Raw genomic sequence first — 14768 nt, 5'->3', positions numbered from 1 at the left:
GGCTACCGGATCTGCCGCTTCGCGTGGAGGTAGTTCGGGTTGAACCCAGCCGCGTCCCGCAAGCGGGCGACGTCGAGCACGGTCAGGCTCCCGCTTCCGATCTCAATCAGGTTTTCACTGCGAAGTTGCTGGAGTGTCCTGTTGACGTGTACGCTGGTCAGGCCGGTCGCATCAGCAAGTTCATCCTGTGTCAGCGGGAGCGCAAGCCGGTCGCCATGAACAAGCCCGATCATGGTCATTTTCGTGTGCATCTCGCAAAGGAGATGGGCGACACGCTCGTGCGCATCTCGGCGACCAACGCTCACAATCCACGACCGCAGGACGCCCTCGTCCAGGAGAGTGGCCCACCATAACGCACGAGCAAGTCGGCTGTTTTCTGAGGTGAGTGCGTCGAGGTCGCCGGGCACGACGTAAGCTACCTTGCACGGGGACAGTGCGACAATGCCGTGGTCCATCTCGCCCAAAATCGTGACGTGAAGATCGCAGAAGTCGCCGGGGATCAGGATCGCCATTATCTGGCGAGAACCATCAGGCAGAATCTTATAACGAGCTGCCCACCCCTCGATCATCAGATGAACAAACTCTGGTCGATCCCCTTCACTGATGATGTCGTCACGGCGCTTTATTCGTTCAACTCGCTTGCTCAATGCGTTGAGAGCATCGACCTCGTCGGCATTCAAGTCGGCGACAGTACGTAGCTTTCTTACAAGTGGGCTCTCGCTCATTGAAGCATTCGTTTGCACCAGCCGTTATTAAGCTTGATTGGCGTTAATGGCGATACCCGCAGCGTTTGCCGGGACAGCCCAGTGCACAACTACTATTTGGGTGCATGAGCTCTGGGGTGAGGAGATTGGCGCGGGCGCTGAACTACCAAGCTTGGCAAGCCGCTATTCTCGGGCGCGCGCAAGGCGCTCAATCCATAATCAGCGTCGACGTGAAGCGCGGATAGATGGATCTCTCCGATACATTAAGATCGCGGATGAATACCGCGTCCTGGTCGCGCGGGTGAGCTACTCGGAGGCCATCAAGGTACGCTCTAGCTGACTTCTGCTGACATTGTCGCGAAACGATCATCCAAAGCGCACGACGGCAGCGTTCGCTGGAAGGAATTACGCCGGTTGGAGTGCTGCGTGGGAAAGCTCTGTACCCATTGCGGCGTCGTCTTCGCACTCCCACTCGAGCCGCACCGTGGTTCCGCTTGCGCCGTCGATCGACATGCGGCCGCCGACTTGGCGGGCAAGACTCTTCATCAACCGCATGCCCAAGCTACCCTTGCGCGCCGGAGTATCGAAGCCGCTCCCGTCGTCGCGAACGACCAGAACGCATTGAGTGCCTGACTTGCGCAACTGAATGTCCACACGTCCGGAAGAGCGTCCGTTGAAAGCGTGCTTGAGTGCGTTCGTGATGGCTTCATTGACGAAGAGACCAACCGGCACCGCGTGCGACACTCCCAGAAGTGCTTCGTCGCAATCGGTTGTGATCTCCACGCCGTCGCCTTGCGAGCCGCTCCCCTTCAGGGCTGCTGCCAAGTTCTTGATCAAGGCAGCCAAGTCGACACGCCGAGCATCGGCATCCGGGAGAAGAAGGGCTTCGTAGACGCTAGCGAGGACGAGCAAGCGGTTCTGGGCCTCACGCAGCGCCGAGCGCGCTTCGCCAGATTGAACACCGCGCTCCTGCAGCACCAGCAAAGCTGAGGTCATCTGGATCATGTTCTTCACGCGGTGACGAACCTCGTGCACCAGAACGTCCTTGTCGTGCATGGCTTCTTCGAGCTTCGAGTAGAGCGCAGCTTTGCGTCGCAGCTTGATGGCGAGGACCAGCTGGACAGCGAGCTGCTCCATCACGCGGGCGTCCGTTGCGTCGAAGGGTCGCCCATATTCGTGGCTGGTCACCCACAAGGTGCCAATCGGCCGCTTCCCGGTGTCGTACAGAGGCACGATCAGGCCCTCAATGATCTCCGGCTCAGCGTCGTTGAAATAGGTGAAAACACGGCCAGGGCGCTCAACCAGGATCGTGTGATGATGGTCGAGGCAGAGACCACATGGGCTGAAGTCCCGTGGCGTGGTGCCGCCGACATAGGGTGCGAATGCACCGCTCATCGCAGTCCAGGTGAAGACGGCATCTGACGCTCCGTCGAGCGGCAGTTCGCTCAAACCGGCCGACCCTGCAGCCGGGCACAGCTCAAGCGCCAGATCGAGGAAGCGCTGAATTGCCTCGACTGGTTCAACAGCCATGAGCGAGGAGAGCTCACGGTATGCGGCGAGTTCGGTTTCGAGGTCGGCCGCTCTGGGTGAACGGCGGTAGAGCTGATCCGTGATCAGCAAGTCTTCCGCCGCGATCGTAGATCTATGGCTCATCAGCTGGTCCCCTCTTGCGGCAAGCTACCTCGTCAGGGGCAAGAAGGCGAATACATTCCGCCGGAACAACGATGCACGGAACGTGCCTGCTAGGCCGACCTGTTACTCTGCCTCGCGACGCTTGTTTTCAACAACTTGGATCAGCCGCTCGTGGCCGGGGGCTGGGACGCCGATCGTCGTTCGAAGGTCACACAATGAGCGGTTGCAAACAGCTGCCGCGAAGGGGCGTGGCGATGCTGCCGAGGTCAACGGGCACGAACTTTGTGACTTTCGCGACTCCTTCCCTCAGGCCACGCCGGTCTCGCTGGTGAGCAGGCGCGGATCGACGCCTTCCGCCTTGAACGCCGCGGCCCAGCGCTCGTCGGTCGGCGTGTCGAACAGGATCTTCGCGTCCGCATTCGCGGCGAACCAGCCGTGGCGGGTCATCTCCTCGTCCAGCTGCCTCTCGCCCCAGCCGGCATAGCCGAGCGAGGCGATCCACTTGGACGGGCCGCGGCCTTCGGCAATGGCGCGAAGGACGTCGATGGTGCCGGTCATGCCGAACAGCTCGCCACCCCCGCCGTTGACCTGAACCGTATCCTGTCCGCCCCAGTCGGTGGAATGGAGGACGAAGCCGCGCCCGGGCTCCACCGGCCCGCCGTGGTGAACCGCACAGTCGGGCGCCTTGCCCGGGTCGATCTCCAGCTGGCGGAGCAGCCCGCGGAAGCTCATGCCCGCGCGCTTGTGGCCGATGCCGACGCCGATCGCGCCATTTTCGTCATGCACGCACATGGCGATGACAGCGCGCTCGAAGCGCGGATCGGCCATCCCCGGCATCGCCAGGAGCAACTTGCCGGACAGGAAACTCGGCTGCTCGACCATGCCCTCGGTCATGCGACGGCGGGCTTCGCCGGGCAAGTGTTGAAGCTGTCATATGCCGAGCCTATTGGCCGCTTCGACTTGTTCCTTTGTCCAGGAGAACCGAAATGACGATCAATGTGGGCGACCGCCTTCCCGACGTGCAGCTGACGATCGCGACGGCCGACGGTCCGAAGCCGACCAGCAGCAGCGACTATTTCGCCGGCAAGAAGGTTGCGCTGTTCGCGGTTCCCGGCGCCTTCACCCCGACCTGCTCGGCGCGTCACCTGCCATCATACGTCGAAAAGGCCGGCGACCTTAAGGGCAAGGGCGTCGACGAGATCGCCTGCATTTCGGTCAACGACGCGTTCGTGATGAGCGCCTGGGGCCAGCGCGACGGCAGCGAGGACATCGTCATGATCGCCGACGGCAATGGCGAATTCACCGAAGCGACCGGGCTGGCGATGGACGGCAGCAAGTTCGGCATGGGCAAGCGTTCGCAGCGCTACTCGATGATCGTCAACGACGGCGTCGTCGAGCAGCTCAACGTCGAGGCGCCCGGCGAATATCGTGCGTCGAGCGCCGAATATATGCTGGAGCAACTGGGCAACGGCTGACGCCTTTCACCGCTGCGGCGGCTCTCCTCACCGCTCCGCGCCCGATTGCGGCGAACGGCGGGCGCTTTCAGTCGTTTGGTCAGATTGAGAGCGTAACAACATCAAGAGGAGAGCCGAAAATGGCAAGAAACAGCGGAAGTCGGAACAACAGCAACAACAACCGCGGCCGGAACAACAATCCGGAAGGCCGCAACCAATATAGCGGCGGCGTGCGCGAGCTGGCCCGTGAGCGGCCGGTGGCGGCTGCGGCGGCTGCCGCGGCGGCGGTCGGCGCAGGCGTGTTCCTGTGGTCGCGCCGCAACCAGATCAGCGACCAGATCACCAACCTCAGCGACCAGATCGGCGAGTGGACGCAGAACATGAACTTCGGCGGCGGCAATTCGTCGAGCTGGAGCGAGGACGACACCGGCGGCCTGACGACGGGCGCCGGGAACGACAGCCCGGCCAGCATGGGCAGCACCTCGGCGCGGACCAGCCGCTCGGCCGGTAGCCGTAAGACCATGACCGGCGGCATGAGCGAGACCGGCGGCGGCAATGCCGGCCTGGGCGCCAGCACCGGCGGTTCGGGCACGCCGACCAGCTAAACGCTGGCCGCTGCTAGACGAGACAAGGGGCGCCTTCCGGGGCGCCCCTTTTTTCATCCGTAAATCAGGACCAGCCGCACTGCTGGCCGGCGTTCTGCTTTTCGAGCCAGGCCTGCAGCGGCGCGAAATATTCCAGCATCGGCTTGCCGGACATCTCACGGGTGCCGGTGAATGCCTCGAGCGCTTCCGGCCACGGCCGCGATGCGCCGAGCGCCAGCATCTGGTTCAGCCGCTGGCCGACCTGCTTGTTGCCGTAGAAGCTGCAGCGGTGGAGCGGCCCCTTCCACCCGGCCATGTCGCAGGCCGCCTTGTAGAACTGGAACTGAAGGATCCGCGCCAGGAAGTAGCGGGCATAGGGCGTGTTGCCGGGGATGTGATATTTGGCGCCGGGGTCGAAGTCCGCCTCCGTCCGCGGCACCGGCGGGACGATGCCCTGGTACTGCTGGCGCAGGCTGGTCCAGCCCGCTTCATAGCCGCTCGACGGAATCGAGCCGTCGAACACGCCCCAGCGCCATTTGTCGACCAGCAGGCCGAACGGCAGGAAGGCGACCTTGTCCATTGCCTGGCGCAGCAGCAGGCCGGTGTCCTTGTCCGCGGACGGCACCCGCGAGCGGTCCAACAGGCCGATCTGCACCAGATATTCGGGCGTCACCGACAAAGCGATGAAGTCGCCGATCGCCTCGTGGAAGCCGTCGTTGGCGCCATTGAGGTAGAGATAGGGCTGCTGATTGTAGGCGCGCTGGTAGAAATTATGGCCGAGCTCGTGGTGGATGGTCACGAAGTCGTCGGCATTGACCCGCGTGCACATCTTGATCCGCAGGTCTTCCTTGTTGTCGAGGTCCCACGCCGAGGCGTGGCAGATGACTTCGCGGTCCCGCGGCCGAGTGATCTGCGAGCGTTGCCAGAAGCTTTCGGGCAGCGGGTTGAAGCCGATCGAGGTGTAGAAGCGCTCGCCGGTCTTCACCATCTGCTCCGGAGTGTACTTCGCCTTCACTAGCAGGTCCGTGAGATCGTAACCGATGTCGCCCGCGCCTTTCGGCGCGACGACGTCGTAGATATTGCCCCACTCCTGGGCCCACATGTTTCCGAGCAGGTCGGCGCGGATGGGCCCCGTCGCCGGCTGCACCGCCGAGCCATATTTCTGGTTGAGCTTGGTCCGCGTGTAGCAATGAAGCTGGTCGTAGAGCGGCTTCATCTCGCTCCACAGCCGATCGTACATCGCCGAGAATTCCTGCGGGGTCATGTCGTAGTTCGACCGCCACAAGGCGCCGGTGTCGGCGAAGCCGAGTTCCTTGGCGCCGGCGTTGGCGATGTCGACCATCCGCGCATAATCCTGGCGCATCGGCCGGCCGACATTGTTGTGCCAGCTGGTCCAGACCTCCTTGAGCTGCTCGGGGTTGCGGAGCGTCCCCATCCGCTCCTCGGCCTCGTCGCCGGTGATGGTCTTGCCGTTCAGCGTCGCCCGGCCCTTGCCATATTGCGACTGAAGCCGGGTGGCGATCTCGTTCAGCTCGGCCGCGGCGCCGGGTGTCGAGGGCGCCGGCAGCACCAGCGCGGTGCGCAGAATGTTGAGCTTGCGGGCGGTGTCGTAGTCGAGCCCAGGCGTCCTCAAGAAGCGAGCCGCGGCGTTCGCATATTCGATCGTCTTTTCGGTGCCGATGGTCCCGAAATAAGCGTTCACCGCGTCGGTATCGTCGGTGATGTAAGTGGCGTTGATCCACGACGCGCGGCCGGCGATCACGCTATAGTCGAACAGGTCTTTTTCGACCTTGGCCACGAACTCGCGCGCCTGCTCGGCGGTCGGCACCGGCCCCTCGTCGACGGTGGGCGGCGGCGGCAGAGGCTGGGCAGTGGCGACGGCAGCGCCGGTCGGCGCGGTGGTAACGGTCGCGCAGGCAGTCAGCGCCAGCGCGAGAACGGATACGGAAACGGCAAGCCTCATCAGACTTCTCTCCCTCATCCCCCTTGCCGATGCGAGTGCCGTCCGAAACAAGCCTCGTCAAGCCGCGAGAAAGCGGGCGATTTCCTCTCCGAGCTCGGGCTTCGTCACCGAACTCATGTGCGTGCCGGGAATCTCTCGGAAGACGGCATGCGGAAGCACGTTGGCCAGCTCTTCGGCCGAGCCATTGTCGTCGTCTTGATCGCCGCAAACCACCAGGGTCGGCATGGCGAACGCTTCGAGCCACGACACGAACGCGTCCTCAAACGTCTCGAGAAGATGCGCGGCGGCGATGCGGTCCACTTTCTGGCTCTTCATGAACTGCACCGAGAGCCAGTGCGGATCGCCGCGGGGCACCTGGTCGAACATGGCGATCGCATCGACGAAGAAGGTCTTGCGCCGCTTCCAGTTACGCAGCCCCTCGAGCCCGGCACCGGCGAGGATCGCGCGCCGCGGCTGCAGGCCCTCCCCTATCCCTTCCACGGTGGTCCGAGCGCCGAGCGAAAAGCCGCCGAGGTCGAACTCACCGAGGTTTAGACGTTGGACAAGCTCCCGCACGTCGCGGGCAAGCACGCCCTTTGGATAAGCTTCCGCCTCGTGCGGCTTGGCGCTTTGTCCGTGCGCCCTGAGGTCCGGCATGATGACCCGAAACCCTTCGGCCGCGATGCGCGCCGCATGGCCGAAGCGGATCCAGTTCATGTGGGCGTCGGAAAATAGGCCGTGAAGGAGGACGACCGGCCGGCCATGTCCCGTCTCGTAATAAACAAGCTCGACGCCGTCCGAAGCGGTCCATCGATGCGTCTCGACGCTGCTCAACCCGGGAACTCGCCGGTAGCGTCGATCCACCGATCTTTCAGCGTCGGGTGCTCGTCGGTCCGGATTTCCTTGAGCCCCTCTGTGTTCAGCCAGGCGCGCTGCATGCTCTCGGCGCCGAAATGGTGGCGCGGCGTGAAACGAGCCGGATCGTCGAATGCGGCGACGGTCAGGTCCATGTTCAGGTCCGGATTCTTGAAGCGGAAGCCCAGCGTGGTGCCGCACTCGCGACAGAAGGGGCGCTCTGCGATTGGCGAGCTGTCGTACCAGTCGGGCTCATGCTCCCAATGCACCTCGGAGATGCGGGCGTTGACCATCGCCAGCGAGATCGACCCGCTAGCACGCTGGCACATGCGGCAGTGGCAGAGGTAAGCTTCGTGCGGAATGACGGCAGCCGTGAAGCGAATGCGCCCGCAGGCGCAGCCGCCGGCTAGCGTGACCTCGCCGCTCACGCCGCTTTCTGGAGATGCTTGCGGCCGAGCAGCTCGGCGATCTGCACCGCGTTCAGCGCTGCGCCCTTGCGCAGGTTGTCGCTGACGACCCACAGGTTGAGCCCGTTCTCGACGGTCGGATCCTCGCGGATGCGGCTGATATAGGTCGCATATTCGCCGACCGCTTCGACCGGCGTCACATAGCCGCCGTCTTCCCGCTTATCGACGACCATGACGCCTGGCGCTTCGCGCAGGATGTTGCGCGCCTCGTCCGCGGAAATCTCGTTCTCGAACTCCAGGTTCACCGCTTCGGAATGGCCGACGAACACAGGCACCCGGACACAGGTCGCGGTGACCTTGATCTTCGGGTCGAGGATCTTCTTGGTTTCCACGACCATCTTCCATTCCTCTTTGGTCGAGCCGTCGTCGAGGAACTTGTCGATGTGCGGGATAACGTTGAAGGCGATCTGCTTCGTGAAATATTCCGGCTCGTTGGAATCGCCGACAAAGATGTTGCGCGACTGGTTGAACAATTCGTCCATGCCCTGCTTCCCGGCGCCGGACACGGACTGGTAGGTGGCGACGACGACGCGCTTGATCTTCGCGACATCGTGGAGCGGCTTCAGCGCGACGACCAGCTGCGCCGTCGAGCAATTGGGATTGGCAATGATGTTCTTGCGCCCGTAACCGGCAAGCGCGTCGGCATTCACTTCCGGCACGATCAGCGGAACGTCGGGATCCATGCGATAAAGCGAGCTGTTATCGATGACCGTGCAGCCCGCCTCCGCCGCTTTGGGCGCGTAGATTTCCGAAACTGCCGAACCGGCGGCGAACAGGGCCATGTCCCAGCCGGTGAAATCGAAATGTTCGAGGTTCTTGACGCGCAGCTCCTCGCCGCTGTCGCCGAAGTCGATGACGTCACCGGTGGAGCGCGCCGACGCGACGGCAGCGACCTCGTCGAGCGGGAATTGGCGCTCGGCGAGAATGTTCAGCATTTCGCGGCCGACATTGCCCGTCGCTCCAACGACGACGACCCGGTAACCCATGTGCAAATCCTTCCGTGCACTCTCGAACGGGCGCCCTATCGAAAAGTGCCGGTGAAATCGATACGCAGGGCGGCCGCGACAAGGGGGGCCTCCATGCGACGCACCAGCCTGCTGACCATCGCCCTCCTGGCGCTAATCCTCGGCGCCATGGCCGCCAAGTCCTGGCTCGTGCAGGTGCCGCCTGTACGAGCGCATACGGCAGCGGGGCAATTCGACGCGGCACGGGCCAAGGCGCGGCTGGCGCGCGTCCTGGGCGATCAGCGGCCGCACCCGGCCGACAGCGAAGCGAGCGATGCCATGCGGGGACGGCTGGTGGCGGAGCTTCGCGCGCTCGGGCTTCAGCCCCTCGTCCGCGATCAATATGCGTGTAACGACTTCCAGAAGGCGAGGCTGGTCGCGTGCGCGCGGGTCCGCAACGTGATCGCTGTTATGGGCCCGGCCCCTGGCAAGGCGCTGCTCCTCAACGCCCATTACGACAGCGTGCCCGTTGGCCCTGGAGCGGGAGATGACGGGATCGGCGTGGCGACGCTGCTCGAAGTCGCGGCGAACCTTGGCACTCGGCAGCTTACCCGGCCCGTGATCCTGCTTTTCAACGAAGGCGAGGAGCTGGGGCTGTTAGGAGCCCGCGCGTTCCAGGCCGATCCCCTGAGCCGCCAAGTGGACAGCGTCCTCAACTTCGAGGCGCGCGGAGTGACCGGGCCGGCGGTGATGTTCGAGACCAGCCAGCCCAACGGCACTGCGGTCGCTGCATTCGCGAGGGCAGCCGAGCGGCCGTTCGCGAGCAGCCTGATGACGGACGCCTACCGGCAGATGCCGAACGACACGGATGTCAGCGTGTTCAGGGAGCGCGGGTGGACGGCGCTGAACTTCGCGCTGATCGGCAACGAGACGCGCTACCACAGTCCCAGCGACGACCTTGCCGCGCTCGACCTGGGCAGTGTGCAGCACATGGGCGATCAGGCGCTGGCATTGTCGCAGGAGCTTGCCGGAGGTGTGCCACAGGCGGGCGGACAGCGGATCTTCGTCGATGTGCTCGGCCGGGCGCTCATCGTCACGCCGCTTTCTGCCGGGCTCGTCCTCTTCATCACATTGGTCGCGGCGTTCGCGGTGCTGACCTTTCGTTGGAAGGCATACGGGCAAGCGCTTGCAGCCGTTGCGCTCGGCTTTGTCGGGGCCGGCCTGTTCGGGTGGTTGGCGGCACTGCTAGTCGGGTCAATCCGCGGCGGGACTTACTGGCGTGCGCATCCGGACGTCGCTTTTCTGTCCGTCTATGCGGCGGGGCTGCTTGCGATCACCATCGCCACGGCGACGCTTGGCCGGTGCGCGGAGACCCGCCAGCTCCGCGCGGCTTTCTGGACCCTCTTTCTCGTCATCGGCGGCGCACTGGCGCTGTTCGCGCCCGGAGTGCTCATCTACTTCCTGGCGCCGCCTTCCGCGCTGCTCCTGGGCATTGCAATGTCGCGCTGGTGGCGGGGCGCCGAGACGGCCGGAGCTCTCGTGGCGCTTGCGCTGCTTTATCTCAGCTGGGGCGAGATGCTCGCGCTGCTCGAGCAGCTGTTCAGTCCCGGCCCGCTCTGGATCGTCGCGCCCGTGGGGGCCCTGCTGATGCTGGCGGCGGTTGTCGAACTTCATCCGCTCATCCGCGCCAGCAGCCGCGCTGCTGTCGGCGGTGGCGCAATGCTGGCGGCGCTCGCCATTGGCGGCGCGCTCGCGGCTCCGACCTATTCGGCCGACCGCAAGCAGCGCTTCACCATCGAACATGTGACGGATTTCAGGTCAGGCAAGAGCCGCTGGTCCCTGGCGACCGACGGCGCCGCGCTGCCCGAATCTTATGATCAGCTCGGCAAGTGGAGCTGGGAAAAGCTCGACTTCGGGCCGCGGAAGCGCTGGGTTGCCGACGCGCCAAGAGTTGCCGGTATGAAGCCGCCGTCGCTTGAGATCATCGAAAAGCTGAGCCACGGAAGCGCACGGACTTTGCGGCTGCGGCTGAGGACGAACGGCGCCGAGCGGGTCGCGATCATCGCACCCGCGGAGGCACGGATCCGGTCAGCCGGGCTGGCCGGCTACGAACGCCCGCTAAGGGCGAGCGACTCTCCAGGCGAGTTCACGATCGCCTGCTCGGGCCGAAGCTGCGACGGCGCCGAGCTGATCGTGGAGCAGCCGAGCGCCAAACCGGTCACCTGGACTATCGTCGGCATGCGGAACGGACTGCCGTCCTCAGCCAAGCCTCTCGTCGAGGCGCGGCCGCGCCTGGCCGGCCCGCAATATGCGCCCGACCAGACAATCGCCGTCGCGTCTACGAAGCCCTGATCCTTAGCGCGCCGCCGGGGCGATGCCGCGGCGCTTGAGGAAGTCGAGGATCGTGGTCCACTGGTGAACCGAGATGTTGGTCCCCGAGATGCCGTGGCCGAGCCCCGGATAGACCATCACTTCGAACGGGCGTTTGCCTTCCTGAAGCTTGGCCATCAGCTCGGTCGAGTTCTGGAACAGCACATTGTCGTCCGACAGGCCGTGGATGATCAGCAGCGGGTCGCTGATCTTCAGGGCGTCTTCGAGCGCGCTGGCCTTAGCGTAGCCCGCCTTCTCGACGCGCGGATCGCCCATGTACTTCTCGGTATAATGGGTGTCGTAAAGGTCCCAGCGCGTCACCGGCGCCCCGGCGATGCCGGCGGCAAACGCGCCCGGCTGCGCCTCGAGCAGCTTCAGCACCATGTAGCCGCCATAGCTGTGACCGTAGACGGCGATGCGGTTCGGATCGACGCCGGGCTGCCGCTTGAGCCACGCGAGCGCGGCCAACTGGTCCTCGACCTCGACACCGCCGAGCTTGTGATAGGCCGGGGTCTGGAACGCCGTCCCCCGCCCTTCCTGGCCACGGTTGTTGACCTGAAAGACGGTCCAGCCCTGCTGCACGAGATATTGGTCCATCGGGCCGACGAAGCCGAAGCCGACGTCGCGCGACTGCGGACCGCCGTAGACCTTGAACAGGACGGGCGACGTCTGCCCCGGCGCGAGCTTGGGCGAGAGGATCCGGTAATCGAGCGCGGTCTTGCCGTCGGCCGCCATCAGCTGGCCATAGGTCGGCTGCACGAACGCGCCGATGTAAGGCGCTAGCGGATGGTCGCCCGCGACCTTATTCTCCTCGATCCAGGCGAGGCGGCGTCCGTTGGTGTCGCTCAGCCACACTTGGGAAGGCTGTCCGGGGAAGTTGGTGCTGATCAGGCCGAGCTTGCCGGATTCGTCGAACTGGCCGAAGTTCGCCGTGCCCTCCGGCGTCAGCTGGACCGGCTCCGAACCCGCGCGGCGGTAATCGAGCGCGTAGATCTGGCTGTCGATGGCCCGGGTACGGTTGGCGCTGAAGAACAGGCGCCCCGCCTCCTCGTTGACGCCGACGATCCCGCCGACGACCCACGGGCCCGACGTCAGCGGCGACAGCTTGTCGCCTTCAAGCCGGTAGATGTGATTGTACCCCGAGCGCTCGGAGGTCAGCAGGAAGCTGCCATCCTTGAGCGGGTGGAAATCGTCTCCAAGGTTGATCCAGTTGGCCGCCGTGTCGGTCAGCAGCTTGGACGAGCGGCCGGTCTTCGCATCGACCTTCAGATAATCGAGCGTGTGCTGGTCGCGGCTCAGCCGCTGGACGACGACGGCGCTGCTGTCGGGAAGCCAGTCGACCCGCGCGAGGTAATAATCGGGGTTCTTGCCGAGGTCCGCCTTCACGAGCCCCGTGCCATCCGGGTTCATCAGGTAAAGGTCGACCACGGCATTGTCCGTGCCCGCGCGCGGATAGCGCTGCTCAACCATGGTCGTCTTGTCGGCACCGATCGCCGCGCGCGTGACGAGTTCGACGCCGCTTTCATCGACCCGTGCAACCGCGATCCTGCGGTCGTCCGGCGACCACCAGTGGCCGCGCGTACGCCCAAGCTCTTCCTGCGCGATGAACTCCGCCAGGCCCCAGCTTACCGTGTCCTTGCCGCTTTTGGTGACCTTAGCGGTCTTGCCGGTGCCGACGTTGAGGACGTGAAGGTTGTTGTCGAGAATGTAGGAGACGTAGCGGCCCTTTTCGCTGACGGTCGCGTCGAGCTCGCTATCCTTGCTGTTGGTGAGCCGGCGGACATTGCCGTTGAGGTCGGCAAGGAAGATGTCGCCGTCGAGCGGCACCAGGATGGACTTGCCGTCCGGGGACCAGCTGTAGCGGACAATGCCCTTGAGGCTGGCGATGCGGGCGCGTTCGCGCTGCATCCGCTCCGCTTCGCTGAGCACCGCGCCGCTTTCAAACTTCTTGCTGTCGACGAGCATCCGGGACTGGCCGGTCGCCGGATCGATCGCCCACAAGTCGAGGCGCTCAAGGTCATCGGCGCGTGGCTTGAGCAGCGTTACGAGCCTGCCGTCGGGAGAGAGCTTGACCGAGCGCGGCGTCGCGCCCGTCAGCGACGGGCTGGCGAACACACGTTCGAGCGTCAGCGGCTGGGCGGCCGTCTGGGCAGAAGCAGCAGCAGGAAGCATCAGCGTCGCCGCCGCGGCGGCAAGGAGGAGCGCATAACGCAAGGCCAGACCTTTCAGGCTGAATAGAAAAAGGCGCCCGGAGAACCGGACGCCCTTCTCATTGCGCCTTCGAAGGCTTTTGGGAAGTGCTTAGGCTTCCGTCTTGCTCTTCTGGGCCTCGGCCGCGGCGCCCTCGCCACCGGCGACATCGCGACGGACGTCGCGGCGCTCGGCGATACGCGCGGCCTTACCGGTGCGGCCGCGCAGGTAGTAAAGCTTTGCGCGGCGAACGGCGCCGCGGCGCACGACCTCGATATTGTCGATGATCGGCGAATAGAGCGGGAAAACGCGCTCGACGCCCTCGCCGAAGCTGATCTTGCGAACCGTGAAGCTGGAGCCGACGCCCTTGTTCGAGCGGGCGATGCACACGCCTTCGAACGCCTGGACGCGGGTACGGTCGCCTTCGATGACCTTGACGCCGACGCGCAAAGTGTCGCCGGGGCGGAATTCTGGAACGGGCTTCTCGGCAGTGAGGGCGTCGATGGCCTCGCGCTCGAGGGTCTGGATCAGGTTCATTTCAAATCAGCCTTCGTGTTTCGTCGCCGCGCGCCAGAGGGCGGTGCCTGCGATGCGCCCCCGTGGCGCTCGATCAGGTCCGGCCGCCTTAGCCGTGTATCGTTGATCGCCTGTTCGTGTCGCCACGCGGCAATCTTCGCATGATCCCCCGACCGCAGCACTTCGGGGATCGTGCGCCCTTCCCATATGACTGGTCGGGTATAATGCGGATATTCGAGAAGCCCGGTTTCGAAGCTCTCTTCCTCTCCGCTGGAGGCCGCGCCCATTACCCCGGGAAGCAGCCTCACGCAAGCATCGAGAACGACCATCGCGCCCAGCTCGCCGCCGGAGAGCACGAAGTCGCCGATCGAGACTTCCTCGAGCTGGCGCGCTTCGAAGATCCGCTCGTCGAAGCCCTCGAAGCGGCCGCATAGCAGGACCGCCCCTTCGCCCGCCGCAAGGTCCCGCACCCGGGCCTGGGTGAGCGGCGCACCGCGCGGGGTGAGCGCCAGCATCGGCCGACCGTCGGCGACGCTGTCGATCGCTGCCGCGAGCACGTCGGGGCGGAGCACCATCCCTGCCCCGCCGCCCGCCGGCGTGTCGTCGACGCTGCGATGCTTGTCGGTCGCGAAATCGCGGATGTTGCGGACGTCGAGCGACCAAATGCTCTCGTGAAGCGCCTTGCCGGCGAGGCTGGTGCCGAGCGGCCCCGGGAACATGTCCGGGTAGAGCGTGAGGACCGACGCGCGGAAGGTCACTGCTGCCGCCATTTCCGCTGCGCCATGCCTGCACCGATCAACCCGCCGACCATAGCCAGGCAAGTGAAGGCGAACCCCAGCACGGCAATCGCGCGGACCGCAAGGTCGCGCATGTCGCCGCCGCCCGGATGATCGAGCGAAGCCGTCCAGACCACCCCGGCAACGGTAATGATCAGCGTGATGAGGGGAAGGAACGAGGCCGCGGTGAGCATACGGCGGCGGGCACTCCACTGCGGCCGCAGCTGCGCCAGCACCTTCGTCCAACCCGCACCCATCAGGACCGCGAGCGAGAAGCCGATCAGAACGAGGGTCAAGTTCATGGGAAATGCGCTTAGTCGCGCCACGGGATAAC

General features: G+C 64.8%; 14 protein-coding genes. 3 read left to right on the top strand and 11 right to left on the bottom strand.

Annotated elements, in window-relative coordinates; translation table 11 throughout:
* Positions 1-2: 2 nt before the first annotated feature.
* From VIL42_10925 to VIL42_10915, 3 genes are all read right to left on the bottom strand, one after another.
* The gene (locus tag VIL42_10925; GenBank protein HEY8593358.1) at positions 3-725 is read right to left on the bottom strand and encodes a Crp/Fnr family transcriptional regulator; all 723 of its coding nucleotides are present in this window, start codon (positions 723-725) and stop codon (positions 3-5) included.
* 384 nt (positions 726-1109) lie between these two features.
* Positions 1110-2357, bottom strand: a complete 1248-nt coding sequence (locus VIL42_10920; GenBank protein ID HEY8593357.1) for a histidine kinase dimerization/phosphoacceptor domain -containing protein — start codon at positions 2355-2357, stop codon at positions 1110-1112.
* A 285-nt stretch (positions 2358-2642) separates the two neighbouring features.
* The gene (locus tag VIL42_10915; GenBank protein HEY8593356.1) at positions 2643-3230 is read right to left on the bottom strand and encodes a YqgE/AlgH family protein; all 588 of its coding nucleotides are present in this window, start codon (positions 3228-3230) and stop codon (positions 2643-2645) included.
* Between the two features lie 92 nt (positions 3231-3322).
* Between VIL42_10915 and VIL42_10910 the strand changes: the two genes are divergently transcribed.
* Together VIL42_10910 and VIL42_10905 are read left to right on the top strand one after the other, a co-directional pair.
* The gene (locus VIL42_10910) at positions 3323-3811 is read left to right on the top strand and encodes a peroxiredoxin (GenBank protein HEY8593355.1); all 489 of its coding nucleotides are present in this window, start codon (positions 3323-3325) and stop codon (positions 3809-3811) included.
* A 119-nt stretch (positions 3812-3930) separates the two neighbouring features.
* Positions 3931-4395, top strand: coding sequence for a hypothetical protein (locus tag VIL42_10905; GenBank protein HEY8593354.1), 465 nt, complete (start codon positions 3931-3933; stop codon positions 4393-4395).
* 64 nt (positions 4396-4459) lie between these two features.
* Here the strand turns inward: VIL42_10905 and VIL42_10900 are convergent, their stop codons facing one another.
* From VIL42_10900 to VIL42_10885, 4 genes are read right to left on the bottom strand one after another with little or no spacing between them, the layout of a single operon-like run.
* Positions 4460-6337: a M2 family metallopeptidase gene (locus VIL42_10900; GenBank protein HEY8593353.1), complete on the bottom strand. Its 1878-nt coding sequence runs from the start codon at positions 6335-6337 to the stop codon at positions 4460-4462.
* 57 nt (positions 6338-6394) lie between these two features.
* A complete protein-coding gene (locus VIL42_10895; protein ID HEY8593352.1) occupies positions 6395-7180 on the bottom strand; it encodes an alpha/beta fold hydrolase in 786 nt (261 codons plus the stop codon).
* The gene (locus VIL42_10890; GenBank protein HEY8593351.1) at positions 7147-7599 is read right to left on the bottom strand and encodes a GFA family protein; all 453 of its coding nucleotides are present in this window, start codon (positions 7597-7599) and stop codon (positions 7147-7149) included. The genes VIL42_10895 and VIL42_10890 overlap by 34 nt, the downstream gene beginning before the upstream one ends.
* Positions 7596-8624 (bottom strand): aspartate-semialdehyde dehydrogenase, encoded by a 1029-nt coding sequence (locus VIL42_10885; GenBank protein ID HEY8593350.1) that lies wholly within the window; start codon positions 8622-8624, stop codon positions 7596-7598. Before VIL42_10885 ends, VIL42_10890 begins: the two co-directional genes overlap by 4 nt.
* 93 nt (positions 8625-8717) lie before the next feature.
* On the opposite strand from VIL42_10885, the gene VIL42_10880 reads away from it, so the two are divergent.
* Positions 8718-10934: a M28 family peptidase gene (locus tag VIL42_10880; GenBank protein ID HEY8593349.1), complete on the top strand. Its 2217-nt coding sequence runs from the start codon at positions 8718-8720 to the stop codon at positions 10932-10934.
* A gap of 3 nt (positions 10935-10937) precedes the next feature.
* Here VIL42_10880 and VIL42_10875 read toward each other — a convergent pair whose 3' ends face one another.
* The 4 genes from VIL42_10875 to VIL42_10860 form a co-directional block, all read right to left on the bottom strand.
* Positions 10938-13166: a DPP IV N-terminal domain-containing protein gene (locus VIL42_10875; GenBank protein HEY8593348.1), complete on the bottom strand. Its 2229-nt coding sequence runs from the start codon at positions 13164-13166 to the stop codon at positions 10938-10940.
* Between the two features lie 87 nt (positions 13167-13253).
* Positions 13254-13679 (bottom strand): 50S ribosomal protein L19, encoded by a 426-nt coding sequence (gene rplS / locus VIL42_10870; protein HEY8593347.1) that lies wholly within the window; start codon positions 13677-13679, stop codon positions 13254-13256.
* Positions 13676-14416, bottom strand: a complete 741-nt coding sequence (trmD, locus tag VIL42_10865) for a tRNA (guanosine(37)-N1)-methyltransferase TrmD (GenBank protein ID HEY8593346.1) — start codon at positions 14414-14416, stop codon at positions 13676-13678. Before trmD ends, rplS begins: the two co-directional genes overlap by 4 nt.
* Positions 14413-14736 (bottom strand): hypothetical protein, encoded by a 324-nt coding sequence (locus VIL42_10860; protein HEY8593345.1) that lies wholly within the window; start codon positions 14734-14736, stop codon positions 14413-14415. Before VIL42_10860 ends, trmD begins: the two co-directional genes overlap by 4 nt.
* Positions 14737-14768: the final 32 nt, after the last annotated feature.

The organism is Sphingomicrobium sp. (assembly GCA_036563485.1).
Classification (GTDB): domain Bacteria; phylum Pseudomonadota; class Alphaproteobacteria; order Sphingomonadales; family Sphingomonadaceae; genus Sphingomicrobium.
The sequence above is the reverse complement of the archived record's forward strand: the minus strand, read 5'-3'. Positions and strand labels throughout refer to the sequence as shown.